The sequence below is a fragment of the Achromobacter pestifer genome, assembly GCF_902859625.1.
Classification (GTDB): domain Bacteria; phylum Pseudomonadota; class Gammaproteobacteria; order Burkholderiales; family Burkholderiaceae_B; genus Achromobacter; species Achromobacter pestifer.
The window spans coordinates 591,515-607,987 of record NZ_CADIJX010000003.1; the positions used below are offsets into that span (position 1 = coordinate 591,515).

Annotated in this window: 15 protein-coding genes and 1 tRNA gene; 10 read left to right on the forward strand and 6 right to left on the reverse strand. The window is 64.0% G+C overall.

The features are described from left to right. Positions 1-107: 107 nt before the first annotated feature. Positions 108-1,010 (forward strand): acyltransferase, encoded by a 903-nt coding sequence (locus tag HV753_RS14260; RefSeq protein ID WP_425485898.1) that lies wholly within the window; start codon positions 108-110, stop codon positions 1,008-1,010. A 25-nt stretch (positions 1,011-1,035) separates the two neighbouring features. Here HV753_RS14260 and fahA read toward each other — a convergent pair whose 3' ends face one another. Both fahA and hmgA read right to left on the reverse strand, forming a co-directional pair. Continuing rightward, entirely contained in the window at positions 1,036-2,355 is a 1,320-nt protein-coding gene (gene fahA / locus HV753_RS14265; RefSeq protein WP_175175137.1) for a fumarylacetoacetase, read from the reverse strand. A 162-nt stretch (positions 2,356-2,517) separates the two neighbouring features. Beyond that, positions 2,518-3,816, reverse strand: a complete 1,299-nt coding sequence (gene hmgA / locus HV753_RS14270; RefSeq protein WP_175175138.1) for a homogentisate 1,2-dioxygenase — start codon at positions 3,814-3,816, stop codon at positions 2,518-2,520. A gap of 168 nt (positions 3,817-3,984) precedes the next feature. On the opposite strand from hmgA, the gene HV753_RS14275 reads away from it, so the two are divergent. Together HV753_RS14275 and HV753_RS14280 are read left to right on the forward strand one after the other, a co-directional pair. Then, on the forward strand, positions 3,985-4,899 hold the full coding sequence (locus HV753_RS14275) for a LysR family transcriptional regulator (RefSeq protein WP_175175139.1): 915 nt from the start codon (positions 3,985-3,987) through the stop codon (positions 4,897-4,899). A gap of 43 nt (positions 4,900-4,942) precedes the next feature. After that, entirely contained in the window at positions 4,943-5,131 is a 189-nt protein-coding gene (locus HV753_RS14280) for a hypothetical protein (protein ID WP_175175140.1), read from the forward strand. Between the two features lie 160 nt (positions 5,132-5,291). Here HV753_RS14280 and HV753_RS14285 read toward each other — a convergent pair whose 3' ends face one another. The 4 genes from HV753_RS14285 to mutM form a co-directional block, all read right to left on the reverse strand. Next, a complete protein-coding gene (locus tag HV753_RS14285; protein WP_175175141.1) occupies positions 5,292-5,489 on the reverse strand; it encodes a DUF2783 domain-containing protein in 198 nt (65 codons plus the stop codon). Between the two features lie 17 nt (positions 5,490-5,506). Continuing rightward, positions 5,507-7,186 carry an FAD-dependent oxidoreductase gene (locus HV753_RS14290; RefSeq protein WP_175175142.1) on the reverse strand — a complete coding sequence of 560 codons (1,680 nt, stop codon included), beginning with the start codon at positions 7,184-7,186 and terminating at the stop codon, positions 5,507-5,509. Positions 7,187-7,299: 113 nt separating this feature from the next. Then, positions 7,300-8,253 (reverse strand): MBL fold metallo-hydrolase, encoded by a 954-nt coding sequence (locus tag HV753_RS14295; RefSeq protein WP_175175143.1) that lies wholly within the window; start codon positions 8,251-8,253, stop codon positions 7,300-7,302. 139 nt (positions 8,254-8,392) lie between these two features. Continuing rightward, a complete protein-coding gene (gene mutM, locus HV753_RS14300) occupies positions 8,393-9,220 on the reverse strand; it encodes a bifunctional DNA-formamidopyrimidine glycosylase/DNA-(apurinic or apyrimidinic site) lyase (protein ID WP_175175144.1) in 828 nt (275 codons plus the stop codon). On the opposite strand from mutM, the gene HV753_RS14305 reads away from it, so the two are divergent. The 7 genes from HV753_RS14305 (at position 9,219) to HV753_RS14335 (ending at position 16,442) form a co-directional block, all read left to right on the forward strand. Further along, entirely contained in the window at positions 9,219-11,105 is a 1,887-nt protein-coding gene (locus HV753_RS14305; RefSeq protein ID WP_175175145.1) for a tetratricopeptide repeat protein, read from the forward strand. The two genes, mutM and HV753_RS14305, sit on opposite strands and share 2 nt — an antisense overlap. A 29-nt stretch (positions 11,106-11,134) precedes the next feature. Then, positions 11,135-11,707 (forward strand): lipoprotein insertase outer membrane protein LolB, encoded by a 573-nt coding sequence (lolB, locus tag HV753_RS14310; protein WP_175175146.1) that lies wholly within the window; start codon positions 11,135-11,137, stop codon positions 11,705-11,707. Positions 11,708-11,955: 248 nt separating this feature from the next. After that, positions 11,956-13,554 carry a methyl-accepting chemotaxis protein gene (locus HV753_RS14315; protein WP_175175147.1) on the forward strand — a complete coding sequence of 533 codons (1,599 nt, stop codon included), beginning with the start codon at positions 11,956-11,958 and terminating at the stop codon, positions 13,552-13,554. Between the two features lie 62 nt (positions 13,555-13,616). Beyond that, entirely contained in the window at positions 13,617-14,516 is a 900-nt protein-coding gene (gene ispE / locus HV753_RS14320; protein ID WP_175175148.1) for a 4-(cytidine 5'-diphospho)-2-C-methyl-D-erythritol kinase, read from the forward strand. 1 nt (position 14,517) lies between these two features. Next, positions 14,518-14,594 (forward strand) — tRNA-Gln (locus tag HV753_RS14325). 144 nt (positions 14,595-14,738) lie between these two features. After that, positions 14,739-15,689, forward strand: a complete 951-nt coding sequence (locus tag HV753_RS14330) for a ribose-phosphate pyrophosphokinase (RefSeq protein WP_006227587.1) — start codon at positions 14,739-14,741, stop codon at positions 15,687-15,689. 144 nt (positions 15,690-15,833) lie between these two features. Continuing rightward, positions 15,834-16,442: a 50S ribosomal protein L25/general stress protein Ctc gene (locus tag HV753_RS14335; RefSeq protein ID WP_175175149.1), complete on the forward strand. Its 609-nt coding sequence runs from the start codon at positions 15,834-15,836 to the stop codon at positions 16,440-16,442. Positions 16,443-16,473 lie beyond the last annotated feature (31 nt).

A 16,473-nucleotide genomic window follows, 5' to 3' on the forward strand; every position in this document is an offset into this window, starting at 1 on the left:
GCCGCTCCAGGTCCAGGCGCTGCAAACTGCCCGCCATGACTTATCCCGACCAACCCCCGAAAGTGGCCCCGGCCGTCGTTACCGCGCCGCGCGTGCGCGCGATTCCCGTGCCGCGCGGCCGGCTCGCCTGGGTAACCGGCACGTTCAGCGTGCTGCTGCTATCGGTCAGCACCGTCTTCTGGTGCCTGTTGTTGTTTCCCGTGGCGTTGCTCAAGCTGCTGCTGCCGTTCGCGGCGGTCAGGCGGCGCATCGACCCGCTGCTCAATGCCATCGCGACGGCCTGGGTGTCGTGCAACGCCGGTTGGTTCGCGCGGATTCAGCGGACGCCGTGGGACGTACAAGGTCATGCCGGGCTGCGGTATGCGGATTGGTACCTGGTCAATTGCAATCACCAGTCGTGGGTCGACATCTTCGTGTTGCAGCAATCGCTGAACCGGCGCATCCCCTTGCTGAAGTTCTTTCTGAAGCAGCAGCTGATTTACGTGCCCGTGATCGGCCTGGCGTGGTGGGCGCTGGATTTCCCGTTCATGAAGCGCCACGGCAAGGCCGCGCTGCGCCGCAACCCGGCGCTGGGGCGCGAGGACCAGGCGGCCGCGCGGCGCGCGTGCGCGAAGTTCTCGCTGGTGCCAACCAGCGTGATGGTGTTCGCCGAGGGCACACGTTTCACCGCGGCCAAGCGCGACGCGCAGGGATCGCCATATCGCCATCTGCTCAAGCCGAGGGCGGGCGGGCTGGCGGTGGCGTTGAACGCGATGGGCGCGCGCTTTCGCTCAATGATCGACGCCACCATCGCCTACCCGGACGGCATTCCGAGCTTCTGGGACATGGCTTGCGGCCGCGCGGGTTCGGTGGTCGTGCGGATGCGGCAGTTGCCGGTGCCGCCCGAATTCTGTGACGCCGACTACACCGGCGACAAAGCGTTTCGCACCGAATTCCATCATTGGCTGGCCAAGCAGTGGCAAGCCAAGGACGACGAGATCGAGCGGCTGACGGCAGGCCGCGCTGGTTGAGCGCGGGTGCCGGCAGCCTGCCAGATCAGACGCGCGCCGGCAGCACCGTGCCCACGCTTTGCCCGAATCCGATGCGCGGATATCCCGCCTTCACGCACTCGGCCCGCATGATGATCTGGTCGCCGTCTTGCAGGAACGTCCGCTTCTCACCCCAAGGCAGATCAAACGCCGTCTTCCCGCCATTGCTGAGTTCCAGCAACGAACCCGCTTCAGACGCCTGCGGGCCCGACAGCGTGCCCGTACCCAGCATGTCGCCCGGTTGCAGATTGCAGCCGTTGACCGTGTGGTGCGCGATCAGTTGGGCCACGTTCCAGTACGCATCCCGGAAGTTGCTGCGAGACAGCGTCACTGCGGGCTGCTTGGCTTCGCGCGATTGCTGAGTCGTCATCAGCACTTCCAGCTGCACGTCATAGGCGCCCTTGGCGCGGTTTGCGTCGGAGGCCAGATAGGGCATCGGCTGCGGTTCGGCCGGGCCGCGGTTCCACTGCGTGCGGAACGGCTCCAGCGCTTCCATCGTGACGATCCACGGCGATATCGTCGACGCAAAATTCTTGGACAGGAAGGGGCCCAGCGGCTGGTATTCCCAGGCCTGGATATCGCGCGCCGACCAGTCGTTCAGAATGCACAGACCGAACACGTGGGCGTCCGCGTCGGCCAAGCCGATGCGTTCGCCTTGCTCGTTGCCGGTGCCTACGAAAATGCCCAGTTCCAGCTCGTAGTCCAGGCGCGCGCACGGGCCGAATTGCGGCGTGTCGCCTTCATTGGCCGGACGGGTCTGGCCGACGGGGCGCGGGAACTTCTGGTCCACGCCAATGCTGGATGCACGGCCGTGGTAGCCGATCGGCACCCACTTATAGTTTGGCAGCAAAGGATTATCAGGGCGGAACTGCTTGCCCACTGCCGTCGCATGGTGCACCGAGATATAGAAGTCGGTGTAGTCGCCGATGCGGGCGGGCGTGGTGTATTCGGCGTCGGCTTGCGCGACAAGCAACGGCTCGACCGTGGCACGGAGGGCGGCGCCTTCACGCAGCGCGCGCGACAGGGCCAGGCGCAGGGCGCTCCAGTGCGCTTGGCCCAACGCCATCAGGGCGTTCAGGTTGTCGCTGGCGCAGGTGGCCAGCGCTTCGGCTGCCAGGCCGTCGAACGGCTGCTTGGCGGCCAATGCGGCCAGGTCCAGGATCTGGTCGCCGATCGCCACGCCGGGGCGGAAGGACTCTTTGGAGCCTTGGCGGCGGAATGCGCCGTACGGCAGGTTCTGGACCGGAAAATCCGACGTGCCGGTATTGGCGCTGACGATCCAGCTCTTCAATGAGGGATCGTGGGTTTCGTTGATCGTGGTGGTCATGGCTTGCGTGTCTCTTTAATGGTGTGGGGTGGCCGGCAGGTCTGATGGGGCAGCAACGCCGGAAAATTCAAAAGCCGAATGAAATGCCAAAGCCGAATGAAACGCCAAACGGCGATGCGCTTGCGCGCATCGCCGTGGGCGTGGATCAGCGAGGAGCTGCCGTCACGCCTTCTTGGGGTCGAAGTGCTTCACGATGCCCTGCCAGCACCGGTAATAGTCGCCCTGCAATTCTACCGAGGCCAGGGCCTGCTCGGTCGGACGGATGACGCGCCGCGTTTCGAACATGAAGGCCATCGTGTCGCGGATGTAGTGGGCCTTGTGCGTATCCGCATGCGAGGCCTTCTCGAAGGTCTCGGCGTCGGGGCCGTGGCCGCTCATGCAATTGTGCAGGCTGGCGCCGCCAGGGGCGAAGCCATCGGCCTTGGCGTCGTACACGCCTTGGATGAGGCCCATGAATTCGCTGGCAATGTTGCGATGGAACCAGGGCGGACGGAACGTGTCTTCCATTGCCAGGATGCGCGGCGGGAAAATCGCGAAATCCATGTTGGCCGTGCCCGGGGTATCGGACGGGGCGGTCAGCACGGTGAAGATGGAGGGGTCCGGATGGTCGTAGCTGATCGAACCGATGGCATTGAAGTGGCGCAGGTCGTACTTGTACGGTGCGTGCGTGCCGTGCCAGGCCACTACGTCCAGTGGAGAATGATCGATGGACGCGCGCCAGAATCCGCCCGTGAATTTGGCGACCAGTTCAAAGTCACCCTCCACGTCTTCATACCACGCGACCGGCGTCTTGAAATCGCGCGCATTGGCCAGACAGTTCGAGCCGATGGGCCCCAGTTCGGGCAGGCGCAAGGCGGCGCCGAAGTTCTCCAGCATGTAGCCGCGCGCGGTGCCGTCCAGCAGGTCGACGCGAAAGCGCACGCCACGCGGGATCACGGCGATTTCCAGCGGCTCCAGGTCGATCAGGCCCAGCTCGGTGGCCAGGCGCAGGCGGCCTTGCTGCGGTACCAGCAGCAGTTCGCCGTCGGCGTTGTAGAAATAGCGGCCTTGCATCGACCGGTTGGCGGCGTACATATGGATGGCCACGCCGCCTTGTTCGTCCGGGCCGCCATTGCCGCCCCAGGTCTTCACGCCTTCCAGGAAATCGGTCGGCGCGTCCGGGATGGGCATCGGGCTCCAGCGCAACTGGTTGGGCGTCACCGGCCCATGGCCGAAGGTGCTTTCCCAGCCTGCCGCGCCGCCGAAGGGCTCAAAAGGCTTGTGCTGCGCACCCGGGCGGATGCGGTACAGCCACGAGCGGCGGTTTTCACCACGCGGGGCGGTGAAGGCGGTGCCGGACAGTTGCTCGGCATAGAGGCCGTACGGGCATTGCTGGGGGGAGTTTCGGCCAACCGGCAGCGCGCCGGGCAGCGCTTCAGTCGAGCAGTCGTTGCCGAAGCCGGTCTGATATTGCAATTCCATGGAATCCTCCTGGGTGGCAGCGCGGTACTTGGCCGCGCGGTCGGTATCGGTATTTGGGGGCGGTCTGGGCAAATCCAGGGCCATTCGTCATTGTCGGAAAAAATGCCCGCTACGGCTACGGGAATGCAAAAATAGAGACTATAAATTTTGTGAATAGTAGGGGGCGGCATGGCCGAACTGCGCGATGTGGATCTGAACCTGTTGATTCTGTTTCAACATCTGCTGGAAGACCGCAACCTGTCCGCAGTGGCGCGGCGCATGGACCTGACGCAGCCCGCGGTCAGCAATGCCTTGCGCCGCTTGCGCGTGGCCTTCGGGGACGAGCTCTTCGTGCGTACCGCGCAAGGCATGCTGCCCACGCCTCGAGCGCAGCGGCTGGCAGGGCCCGTCAGCGAAGCGCTGACCATGTTGACGCAGGCCTTGCAGGATCAAGACGTGTTCGACGCCGCCACCAGCAGCCGGCGTTTCCGGGTGGCCATGACCGATGTGGGCGAAATCCACTTCATGCCACGGCTGATGGAGGTATGTGTGCAGGTCGCGCCGCATGTGCGCATCGATTCGGTGCGGGTGCAGGGGCCGGACCTGCCGCGTGAAATGGAATCGGGCCGAGTGGATCTGGCCATTGGCGCTTTCGATGAGATGGGGGCGGGAACACTGCAACGCATGTTGTTCCGCCAGGGCTATGCCACCTTGTTCCGCCAGGCGCATCCCACCGCGCATGCAGGCATGGGCATTAAAGCGTTCCGCGCGGAGCGGCATCTGATCGTGTCGCGCGCGGCGCCCTATGGGCAGGTCAACCAGTCGATGGAGCGGGCAGGCGTGGACCTGGCCGAGCATTTCAGCGTGCCGCACTTTTCGGCCGTGCCCTACATCGTCAGCGCGACGGACCTGCTGGCGACCGTACCTGAAAAACTGGCCGCCAGCGCCGCGCCGCCGTTCGGCCTGCGCTTCATGACGCCACCGGTGAAGGTGCCCGCGCTACAGACCAACATGTACTGGCAGCGCAGAGTGGACCGTGACGGCGGCAACCATTGGCTGCGAGCGTTGATCGTGAATACGTTCGCCGTGGGCGGAAATATATGAACCTGTTCGCAGGAGGGCGTCGGCGCGTGGATTTACTCGCGGGATGATGCCGGTGCATGGAATCACTTGCGGGATGATTTCGGCGCATGAAATCATTCGCGGGATGGTGCCGGCGCATGAAATCATTCGCGGGATGGTGCTGACGCATGAAATCTCTCGCGGGATGATGCCGGCGCATGAAATCACTTGCGGGATGATGGACGTAGGATGGGTGAAGCGCGAGATGCGGTGAAGAAGGATATGGGCGTACAACGCGCGCAACCCATCGTGCAGCAATCACATCATGGCCGAACCCGCCGGCACTCACCGCTGCTTGATGGGTTGCGCGCGTTGTGCGGCCGTGTTCCAGGCTACGGTCTCTCGCGCTACACCCATCCTACGTCTGCCCCATCCTACGTCTGCACCACGGATGCTCGCGCTTGCTGCAAGGCTTCACGCAGCAACGCCACATCGCCCAGGTGATTGGCCAGCAGCAGGATCAGCGCCGCGTTCAACTCCTGGCTTTGCTCATTGGTCAGGTCGCGGTGGGTTTCGATCAGCGCTTCGTAGAAGTCGTCGGGCGAGCTCAGATTGGTTTCGGTAATCAGCATGGTATTGACCTCTGGGTTCACACGTGGCCCGTGGCCCGCTTGACGGCAGTCGCAATGGCGTCAGCGTTGAACGCGCGCCAGCGCGCGGCGATGTGCTGGTCTGGCCGGATCAGATAGGCGGTGCCGGCTTGGGCGTCGTAGCGCTTGGCCAGGCAGCCTTCGACGTCGGTCACCACGGGTACGCCGGCCGGCAGGCTGGACACGTCGCATTGCGCGCCGGCCACCAACACGGCCTTGACGGGTACGGGCGCCATGCGCAATGCCTGCAACGCCGCAAGGGTGTCCGGGCCAGGCTGCGCGTCGCCACAGAACAGCGCCAGCACGAAGCCGCCGTCCAGTTGCGCCATCCACCAGTCGTTGCCGCCCTGATGCGTCACGGGCGCGTCCAACGCGACTGCGCCGGGGACCATGCGGCCCGAGAATGCGTCTTCGTCGGGCGTATTCAAAGGCGACCCGGCGTAGGTGGCCGGCAGCGACAAGCGTCCGCTATTGACGAGTGAACGCGCGAATGGATGCGTCTTGGCCAGATTCAGCACCGCATTGCGGAAGCTGCGGCTGACGTCACTCTTGGGCGTAATGAAGTCGGTGGCGCGTGACGAATTCAGGATGTTCTCGTCGGCGGCATATTCGCGTTCGGCGCTGTAGCTGTCGATCAACGTCTCGGGTGCCAGACCCGTCAGTACCAGCTTCAGTTTCCAGGCCAGGTTTTCGGCGTCCTGCACGCCGCTGTTGGCGCCGCGCGCGCCAAACGGCGATACGCGGTGCGCGGAATCTCCGGCGAACACGACGCGGCCATGGCGGAACTTGTCCATGCGTTCGCACGCAAAGGTATACACGCTGACCCATTCCAGATCGAACTGCGCGTCGGGACCGAGCAGGGCGCGGATGCGCGGCAGCACGTTCTCGGGCTTGACGGCTTCGGCGGGGTCGGCGTTCCAGCCCAGCTGGAAGTCGATGCGCCACACGTTGTCGGGCTGGCGGTGCAGCAAGACGGACTGATTGGGGTGGAAGGGCGGGTCAAACCAGAACCAGCGCTCGGTTGGAAAATCGGCCTTCATCTTCACGTCGGCGATCAGGAAGCGGTCGCGGAAGATGCGGCCGTGGCTTTCCTGGCCGATCAGCTTGCGCACCGGCGAACGGGCGCCGTCGCAGGCCACCAGCCAATCGGCGTGCAGCGTATAGGGACCTTCGGGGGTATCGATCGTCAGGTCAACGCCGTGCTCAGCCTGGACCACGCCAGCGACCTTGTTTTTCCAGCGCAGGTCGATGTTGGGTTCCTGACGCGCCTGTTCATATAGGTAGCCTTCGGCGTAGTACTGCTGAAGGTTGATGAAGGCGGGGCGGCGGTGGCCGGGCTCAGGCAACAGGTCGAAGCGCCAGACTTCCTGTTCGCGGAAGAACACTTTTCCGACGTTCCACGACACGCCCTTGTCGATCATGCGTTGGCCTACGCCCAGGCGGTCCCAGATCTCCAGGGTGCGCTTGGAGAAGCAGATGGCGCGCGATCCTGTGGACAGGCGGTAATCATCGTCCAGCACCACGACACGCACGCCTTGGCGGGCCAGGTCCAGCGCCGTGGTCAGACCGACCGGGCCGGCCCCCACGACCACGACCTGATGCCGGGGCGAGGCGCCGGCGTTCTGGTCGGCGTGCTTTTCATAGGCGAATTCCATCGCCTGAAAGTCGATGTCTCCCACGGTTGTCTCCTGTGTGGGTCATTTTGTTTTTTTGTCGCGAAACCGCGCCACCTGGTGGCGCGGGATTCCGGTTCTTGCCAGCGGGGCGGGCCGTCTTGTGCGGCCCTGACCGATCAGCCTTCCAGCTGCGCCCACATTTCCAGGTCGCGCTTGTCGGTCCAGATGCGCGGATGGGTGTGGCCGGTGGCCTCGTCATAGGCGCGCGACACGTCGAACGGCATGCAGTGGTCGAAGATCACCCAGTCGCTATAGCGCGGCTTCATGAAGTCGTAGACCTCGCGGTAGATCGTCTTCAAATCCTTGCCTTCCGCCACGCCGCGGTTCACGGCGCTGTACAAGTCGGTCAGGAAGGCGCGCGTGCCAGCCAGGCCTTGGCGGACCTCGGCGGCGCTCTTGAGGGCCGGGCCGCGGCCGGGCACCATCTTTTCGGCTTCAAAGCCTGCCAGCGCATCCAGCGTGGTGGGCCAGTCGCGGAAGTAGGCGTCGCCGCAGTACGGGGTGGACTGGTATTCGACCAGGTCGCCCGCCATCAGGATCTTTTGCTCGGGCAGCCAGGCGATGGTGTCGCCCTTGGTGTGGCCACGGCCCACTTGCAGCAGCTTGACTTCCAGGTTGCCCAGGTTGACGGTCATTTCGCCCTTGAACGTCATCGTCGGCCAGACCAGGCCCGGCGGAATCGATTCGGCGTCGCGGAACAGGCGGGGGAAGCGGCCGATCTCGCTGGCCTTGTCCTGCTCGCCGCGTTCGACGATCAGGTCATAGGTATCGCGGCTGGCCAGGATTTCCTGGGCGTTGTAGGCGGAGGCACCGAACACGCGCACGGCATGGTAGTGCGACAGCAGGATGTACTTGATCGGCTTGTCCGTGACTTCGCGGATGCGGCGGATCACGTCTTGGGCCATGGTGGGGGTGGCCTGGGTGTCGATCACCATGACGGCATCGTCGCCGATGAGCACGCCCGTGTTGGGGTCGCCTTCGGCCGTATAGGCATAGGCGTTGTCGGACAGTTTTTCGAACGAGACGACCTTGTCGTCCAGGTCGGCGTGCGAGGCGAATTGCTTGCTCATGGAGGCTCCTTCCACTGTTCTAGGAATAGGTGTGTGAAAGGAATATAGCGTGGCGTTAGTGTTTGTGCAATACGTTTGCTATAAACAAATGGCCTTGTTTTTACAGGGATTTCCCGAGGGTTTCAGGGGGCTCCGGTCATTAATTCCGTTGGCATTTCGGGCAGTAATACGTGGCGCGCTGGCCCTGGACGAAGCGCCGGATCGGGGTGGTGCAGACCCGGCACGGCTGGCCCTCGCGCTCGTAGACGGCGGCGTGGATGTCGAAGTAGGCCCCCGGTTCGCCCGTGGCGCCCACGTAGTCCCGCAGGGTGCTGCCGCCGGACGTCAGGGCGTCGGCCAGCGTGGCGCGGATCATGTCCGCCAGCCGGTCGCAGCGGGCGGGCGACAGCTTGTTGGCCGGCGTCTTGGGGTTGATCCGCGCCCGGAACAGACATTCCGATGCGTAGATATTGCCCACGCCCACGACGGCCAGGCCGGCCAGCAGCACCTGCTTGACGGCGGCGCCGTGGTTTTTGAAGTGGCGGTGCAGCCACGCCCCGTCAAAGCGCGGGTCGAAGGGTTCAATGCCCAGTTTGGCCAGCAGGGGGTGGGTCTCGATCGGGCCGTCGGCGTCGGGGTGCCACAGCACCGCGCCAAAACGCCGGGGGTCATGCAGCCGCAACACGGCTTCGTCGAATATCCATTCAACATGGTCATGTTTGCGCAGGAATTCACCGGGGGCGACGCTGCGCAACGAACCGGACATGCCCAGATGCACGATCTGGGTGCCATGTTCAAAGCGCAGCAGTAGATATTTGCCCCGGCGAGCGCATTCCAGGACGGCGCGGCCGCTGATCAGCGTCGGCAGCTCCGGCGGGATGGGCCACCGCATGCGGGCTTCATGGACGACCAGACGCTGGAGCGTCCGGCCGGTGATGACAGCGTCAATTCCTCGACGGGTGGTTTCGACTTCAGGCAGTTCCGGCATGAGCCAGTGTAAGATCATCAATTGCGTGTACGAAGATTGTGCCATCAACCGGACGGGCCGCGTGAAGTCGTCTTTCAAACAAATGAATATCGGGATCGCCGCGTTGGCGTTTGCGCTGACAACAGGTTTTGCGCTGCCGGCCCAAGCGGCCGACAGCCGGACGCGCGACGCGACCGGGCCCCGCATGGCGCCCCAGAACCGCCAACCCGAAACCGAGGTGATCCGCCTGCGTCCGGGCCAGTTGCCCTACGTATCGCTGACCGCCGATATCTTCTACCGCGTCCTCGCGTCGGAGATTGCCGCACAGCGCGGCATGTACGGCACGGCCGCGACCACCATGGTCGGACTGGCCCGGGACACGGGCGATCCTCGCCTGGCCCGTCGTGGCCTGGAATTCCAGCTGGCGGGCGGTAATTTGCCGGGTGCGCTGGAGGCGGCCCGCGTCTGGGCACGCCTGTCGCCCAACGATATCGAAGCCAGTTCCACGGAATTGGCCCTGGCCGCCGCCAATGGGCAAACCAAGGGCCTGGCCCAGGCGCTGCGCAATCGCATCGATGCCTCGCGCGACAAACCGGCCGCCATCGGCCAGGCCTTGGCCGTGCTGAGCCGTTTGAATGACCGCCGGCTGGCCCTGCGCATCCTGGACGAATCCCTGAGCGACAGCGTGCGCAAGTTGCCTGCCGCCCATCTGGCGCTGGCCGACGTGGCGTCCGCGTCAGGCGACTACGAGCGCGCGACCGTGGAATCGCGCGCCGCGCTGGCTGCCGATCCCAAGTCCGAGGCCGCCGCCCAGCGCGTGCTGGAATATGGTTCGAAGGTGGATCCGCAGCGCGCTCAGACCGAGGCCCGCGCCTATATCAACCGCAATCCGGGCGCTCGCAAGGTTCGCCTGATGCTGGCCGGGCAACTTGCCGACAGCGGCGACTACAACGGCGCATTGTCTGAACTACAGGCCATGTCGCGCCGCTCGCCGGAAGATTTCGACCTGCTCTTCATGCAGGCCCAGTTGGCCTATAAGGCAGGCCAGTTGCCGCAAGCCAGGACGCTGCTTCAGCAGTACCTGGACGTGCAGCAACAGCGCCAGCGGGCCACCGTGCCCGGCGCAACCGATGCCGGCGCCGCCGCGGCGGACGCGCATGTGCTGTTGGCGCGCATTGCCGAAGACCAGGGTCGGTACGACGAAGCCATCAATGAACTTGGCCGCATCGACGACCCCACCCTGCGTTATTCCGTCCGCATGCGCCAGGCTGCGCTGCGCGCCAAGAGTGGCCGGGTGGACGACGCGCTGGCCATGATCGATTCCGCCGGCCCCCAGGACGACGAGGAACGTACTCTGGGCGTGCTGACCAAAGCGCAGATCCTGCGCGACGCCGACCGCGTCCCGCAAGCCGTGGCCACACTGGAGGCGGCCGACCAAGCGCTGCCGGATACCGTCGAGATCAAGTACGAACTGGCCATGCTGTATGAACGCCAGAACCGATTGGCTGACCTTGAGCGCATGCTGCGCCAGGTCATTGCACTGGATCCGGACCATGCGCATGCCTACAACGCGCTGGGTTACACGCTGGCCGACCACAACCAGCGCCTGCCCGAAGCGCTGGACCTGATCACCCAGGCGCTGGAACTGTCGCCGAACGACCCGTTCATCCTGGATAGCATGGGATGGGTCAAGTTCCGCATGGGCGAATCCGACTCCGCTGCGGAATACTTGCGCCGCGCCTATAGCGTGCGTCCCGAAGCCGACATCGCCGCCCATCTGGCCGAAGTGCTCTGGACCCAAGGCAAGCGCGACCAGGCGACTGAACTGCTGCGCGCCGCGCTGATGAAGGATCCCAAGAACAAGACCGTCCAGGACGTCGTCAAGCGTCTGGGGGTGGGTCTGTGACGGCAGGGGGGCAACAGCGGTTGCTCGGCATGTCGGCTTGGCTGCGCTGGGCGCTGCTGGCCGCACTGGCGCTCACGCTGGCTGCCTGCACCACCACGCCCAAGCCGATCGAAGGCGTCAGCCCCGATGCGTTTTCACGCATCGGCCGCTTCGCCATCACCGTCAACGAGGAAAGCGGCAAGCAAAATGCCGTGCAAGGCGGTTTCTCGTGGTCGGACGATGGGCGGCGCTATGTGCTTGACCTGACCAACCCGCTGGGCTCGACCGAGGCCCGCGTGGAAGGCCAGCCGGGCGCTGCCAGCCTGACCAAGGCCGACGGCACGCGCTTGTTCGCCGACAATCCCGATGCCCTGGCGGAAGACGCACTGGGCAGCAGCATGCCGGTGTCCGGCCTGCGCGATTGGCTGCGCGGGAAGTTGCCGCCTCAGCCGGAAGCGACGGAAGTGTCGCGCGATGAATTGGGCCGCCCTGCATCCTTCGAGCAAGGCGGTTGGCGGGCCAGGCTGTCGCGCTACGACACGTTGGGTCCACAACTGCTGGTCCTGGAACGCCAGGAACCCGGTCGCCGCATCATGGTCCGGCTGGTCGTCAATCAGCCTTGATCCCGGTGGGGCCGTCGCGCCCCGCCGTCTTCCCTCATGTCTTGCTTTGGCCGCCTCCTGCGGCCCGGCCTATCACGTCCGGTGTTTCGCAATCGGGCGGATAAGCAAGGCAAAGGCGGCGCTGTTACGGCTTGAAATAATCAGGCCAGACTGAATAATTCTCCTCATGCCCGCGCGGGGCATTGCTACGCGCGAACCGCGACTGTGGCGGCGGCTACACCCGGTCGCCGTCTTTATGGAGAAAGCCTATGTTCAGGAACACGCGCATCGCGACGATGCTATTGGGAATCATCGCGATATTTTTCACGTTCCAACTGCTGGTGGGCGGCATGGGGTTTGCCGCGCTGCGCCAGACCAACCTGGACGTTGCCCAGCTCTACCGCCTTTCCGCGCAGCAGGTCAACGCCGTCAACACCGCCGCGCTGTCGTTGGTGGCGGCTCGTACCGATCTGAGCCGCTATGCCACGCGCGTCGCCCAAGGCAACACCAGCGATACGACCGCGCTGCGGCTGGCACGCCAGCGCATCGCCTCTGGTGACCGCGCCTTCCAGGGCTTTGCCAATGGCCTGTCGGCCGAGGAAAAGGCCGCGTCGGCGGATCTGATCCAGGCCTACAACAATTTCAGCGCCAATCTGCAAAGCGTGGGCCGCGTGCTCGAGGCAGGCGACATGGAAAGCTATTTCAAGCAGGGCACCCAGCAAGTGCAAGAACTGCTGGTCAGCGAGCGCGATGCCTTCATGGTTCGCGCTGAAGAGGCAGGGCACGGTGCCATGAACGAGATTTCCCTGTTCCACACGCTGTTCACGTCGCTGTTGGCCGGCATTCTGGCGTTGGGCCTGGTGATGGCCGTGGGCGCCCAGGTGTTGATCCGCCGCATGATCGTGCGGCCGTTACTGGAGGCCGGCGAGATCTTTCGCCGTATCGCCGACGGTGACTTGACCCGCCGCGTGGCGGATCGGGGCACGAATGAGGTTGGTGCGTTGCTGGCCGCGTTGAAGGCCATGCAGGACAGCCTGGTGCGCACGGTGTCCGCCGTGCGTCGTGGCGTGGACGAGATCAATGTGGGCGCACGCGAAATCTCGTCGGGCAATACTGACCTGTCCAGCCGCACGGAGCAGCAGGCTGCGTCCCTGGAAGAGACGGCGGCCAGCATGGAAGAGTTGGCGTCCACCGTGAAGCAAAACGCCGACACCGCGTGCGAGGCCAACCGCATGGTCGCGGCATCCGCCGCCGTGGCGCAGCGTGGCGGACAGGCCGTGGCCAGCGTGGTCGAGACCATGCACGCCATTTCCGGCAGTTCCTCGCGTATCGCCGACATCGTCGGCGTGATCGATGGCATTGCATTCCAGACCAACATCCTGGCGTTGAACGCCGCGGTGGAAGCCGCGCGTGCGGGCGAGCAAGGCAAGGGCTTTGCGGTGGTGGCCAGTGAGGTGCGGACCTTGGCTCAGCGCAGTGCGGCCGCGGCCAAGGAAATCAAGGAGTTGATCGAGGATTCCGCGCAGAAGGTTGGCATGGGGGCGGGCCAGGTCGAGAACGCGGGCGCCACCATGCGCGAAATCGTGGAGTCGGTGCAGCGCGTGACCAGCCTGATGGGAGAAATATCCTCGGCATCCGAAGAGCAGGCCAACGGCATCGATCAGGTCAACCGCGCCGTGTCGCAGATGGACAGCGTGACGCAGCAGAATGCTGCATTGGTCGAAGAGGCTGCGGCGGCGGCCGGCGCGCTGGAGGAGCAGGCCCGGCAATTGGCGGGCGCCGTGTCGGTCTTCAAGCTGCCTGGCGGACAGGTGATCGATGCGCCCGCCGCGCGCCTGGCGGGTGCAGGCACGCCGCAACTGGCCTGAGCGAACGCGGATCGGCCGGTGCGTGGCTAGAATGTGGGCTTGTCCCGCACCGGTTGTCTTCTGTGACTTTGTACGATGTTCCCGCGCCAGCCAAGCTGAACCTGTTCCTGCATGTGGTGGGCCGTCGCGCTGACGGCTATCACCTGCTGCAAACGGTCTTCCGTTTCATCGATCTTTGCGACACGTTGCATTTCGATGTGCGAACCGACGGCATCATCAGTCGCGCCACGGATTTGCCGGGCGTATCCGAAGCGGATGATCTGACCTTGCGCGCGGCCCATGCGCTGCAACGCGCCACTGGCACGCGCCAGGGCGCGCAGATTGCCCTGGAAAAGCGGATTCCGCAGGGCGGCGGCCTGGGCGGCGGCTCCAGCGATGCTGCGACGGTGCTGATCGCGCTGAACAAACTGTGGGGGACGGGCCTGACGCGGCGCGAACTCATGGCGCTGGCCTTGCCGCTGGGCGCGGACGTCCCGGTATTCGTGTTCGGGCAATCGGCATTCGCGGAAGGCGTGGGCGAGGATCTCACCGCCGTGACCCTGCCGGATCGCGCTTATCTCGTGGCGCAACCGGATACCAGCGTGCCGACTGTTGGAATATTTTCCGCACCCGATTTGACAAGGGATTCTTCTTACATCACAATAGCGGACTTTCTTGCTTCGCCTAATTCTTCCTTCGGGAAAAATGATCTGGAGCCGGTAGTTCACCGTCTATATCCTGAGGTTCTCAGGGCATCGCAGTGGCTTAGTGAACAGGGCATACTTGTTCGCATGTCGGGATCAGGCGCGTGTTTATTCGCCGAGTTTTCCGAACTTACCGAAGCCGTTTTGGCAAAAGCAGAAATAACCGCTATAATGCGCGGCGCTGATAAAACATTCAGCACAACGCATCCAGGGTTTCGGTTAGTGCAGGCATGTACTGGTTTAACTGAACATCCTTTGCGGAATTGGATTGCAAGATAGTTGGGGAGTCGCCAAGCTGGTTAAGGCACCGGATTTTGATTCCGGCATGCGAAGGTTCGAATCCTTCCTCCCCAGCCAACCGAATACATAAAAAAGCTGTTGAACACGCCTGTAAGACACTGGCCCGGGTTCAGCAGCTTTTTTATTTTCCGGGTCCGCTGGTGTTTCGTAGCACCCCGCATCACCTCGTTAGTGTCTTAAAACGACCATCGCATCTCCATCATGGCAAACGATAGCTTCATGATCTTCACGGGCACGGCCAATACTCGGCTGGCCGTGGACGTAGTCAACCACCTCGATATGTCCCTGGGAAAGATGACCGTCGGTCGCTTCTCGGACGGCGAAGTGATGGTCGAAATCAACGAGAACGTGCGTGGCAAGGACGTCTTCGTCCTGCAACCCACCTGTGCCCCTACCAATGACAACCTGATGGAAATCATGGTCATGGTTGATGCATTGCGCCGCGCTTCCGCTGGCCGCATCACCGCCGCGATTCCCTATTTTGGTTACGCCCGCCAAGACCGCCGCCCGCGTTCGGCGCGCGTTGCGATCTCGGCCAAGGTCGTGGCCAACATGTTGCAAGTGGCTGGCGTTGACCGCGTCCTGACGATGGACCTGCACGCTGACCAGATCCAGGGCTTCTTCGATATCCCCGTGGATAACATCTACGCCGGTCCGATCTTGCTGGGCGACATCTGGCGCCGCAATTTCTCGAACCTGGTCGTTGTGTCCCCGGACATCGGCGGCGTGGTCCGTGCCCGCGCGCTGGCCAAGCAGCTGGAAGCCGATCTGGCCATCATCGACAAGCGTCGTCCGCGCGCCAACGTGTCGGAAGTGATGAACATCATCGGTGAAGTCGATGGCCGTACCTGCATCATCATGGACGACATGGTCGACACCGCCGGCACGCTGTGCAAGGCGGCTCAGGCTCTGAAGGACCGCGGCGCCGGCGCCGTTTACGCCTATTGCACGCACCCCGTGCTGTCGGGCGGCGCCATTGACCGCATTGAAGCGTCGGAACTGGACGAACTGGTCGTCACCGACACCATCCCGCTCTCCGAGCAAGGCCAGGCCAGCGGCAAGATCCGCCAGCTGTCGTGCGCCGCGCTGCTGGGCGAGACCATTCTGCGTATTTCCAACGCGGAATCGGTCAGCTCGCTGTTCGTCGACTGACGCCTTGCGCGTCAGCTGAACCACAGCCCACCCCGTTTTTGCACCTTGCTGGTCGCGGCAAGGCGCAATCAACACGGCGCGCATTTTGCGCGCCGTGCCGCTAACTGGTGAAGTCTCTTCGCCATATTGTTTTTGGAGTTTTCCATGAAATTTACCGCCACTGCGCGTAGCGTCCAGGGTTCGAGTGCGAGCCGCCGCCTGCGCCACGCCGGCCGCGTTCCCGCCATTGTCTATGGTGGAACGGCTGCCCCGTTGAACATCGAACTCGACCACAACGAGATCTACCACGCCCTGCGCAAGGAAGAATTCCACGCATCGATCCTGCAAATGCAGCTCGAAGGCGCCAAGGAAGAGCAAGTTCTGCTGCGTTCGGTTCAATGGCACGCCTACAAGCCGCAAGTCCTGCACGTCGACTTCCAGCGCGTGGACGCCAACCAAGCCCTGCGTACCAAGGTGCCGCTGCACTTTGTGAACGCTGAAATCTCGCCGGCCGTGAAGCTGTCGGGCGCCATCATCAGCCACGTGACGACCGAACTGGAAATCACCTGCCTGCCGAAGGCTCTGCCCCAGTTCATCGAAGTCGACCTGACCGACATGCTGGCTGGCGCTTCGATCCACCTGGCCGACATCAAGCTGCCCATGGGCGTGACGTACGTCCCCCACGGCGCTGAAGCCAACCCGCTGCTGGCCGCCGCTGTCGTCAAGGGTGGCGCTGCCGCCGACGAAGCCGAAGCCGCCGCTCCGGCCGCCTAAGTCTTGGCGGAAAGCCTACGGGCTTTCCTCT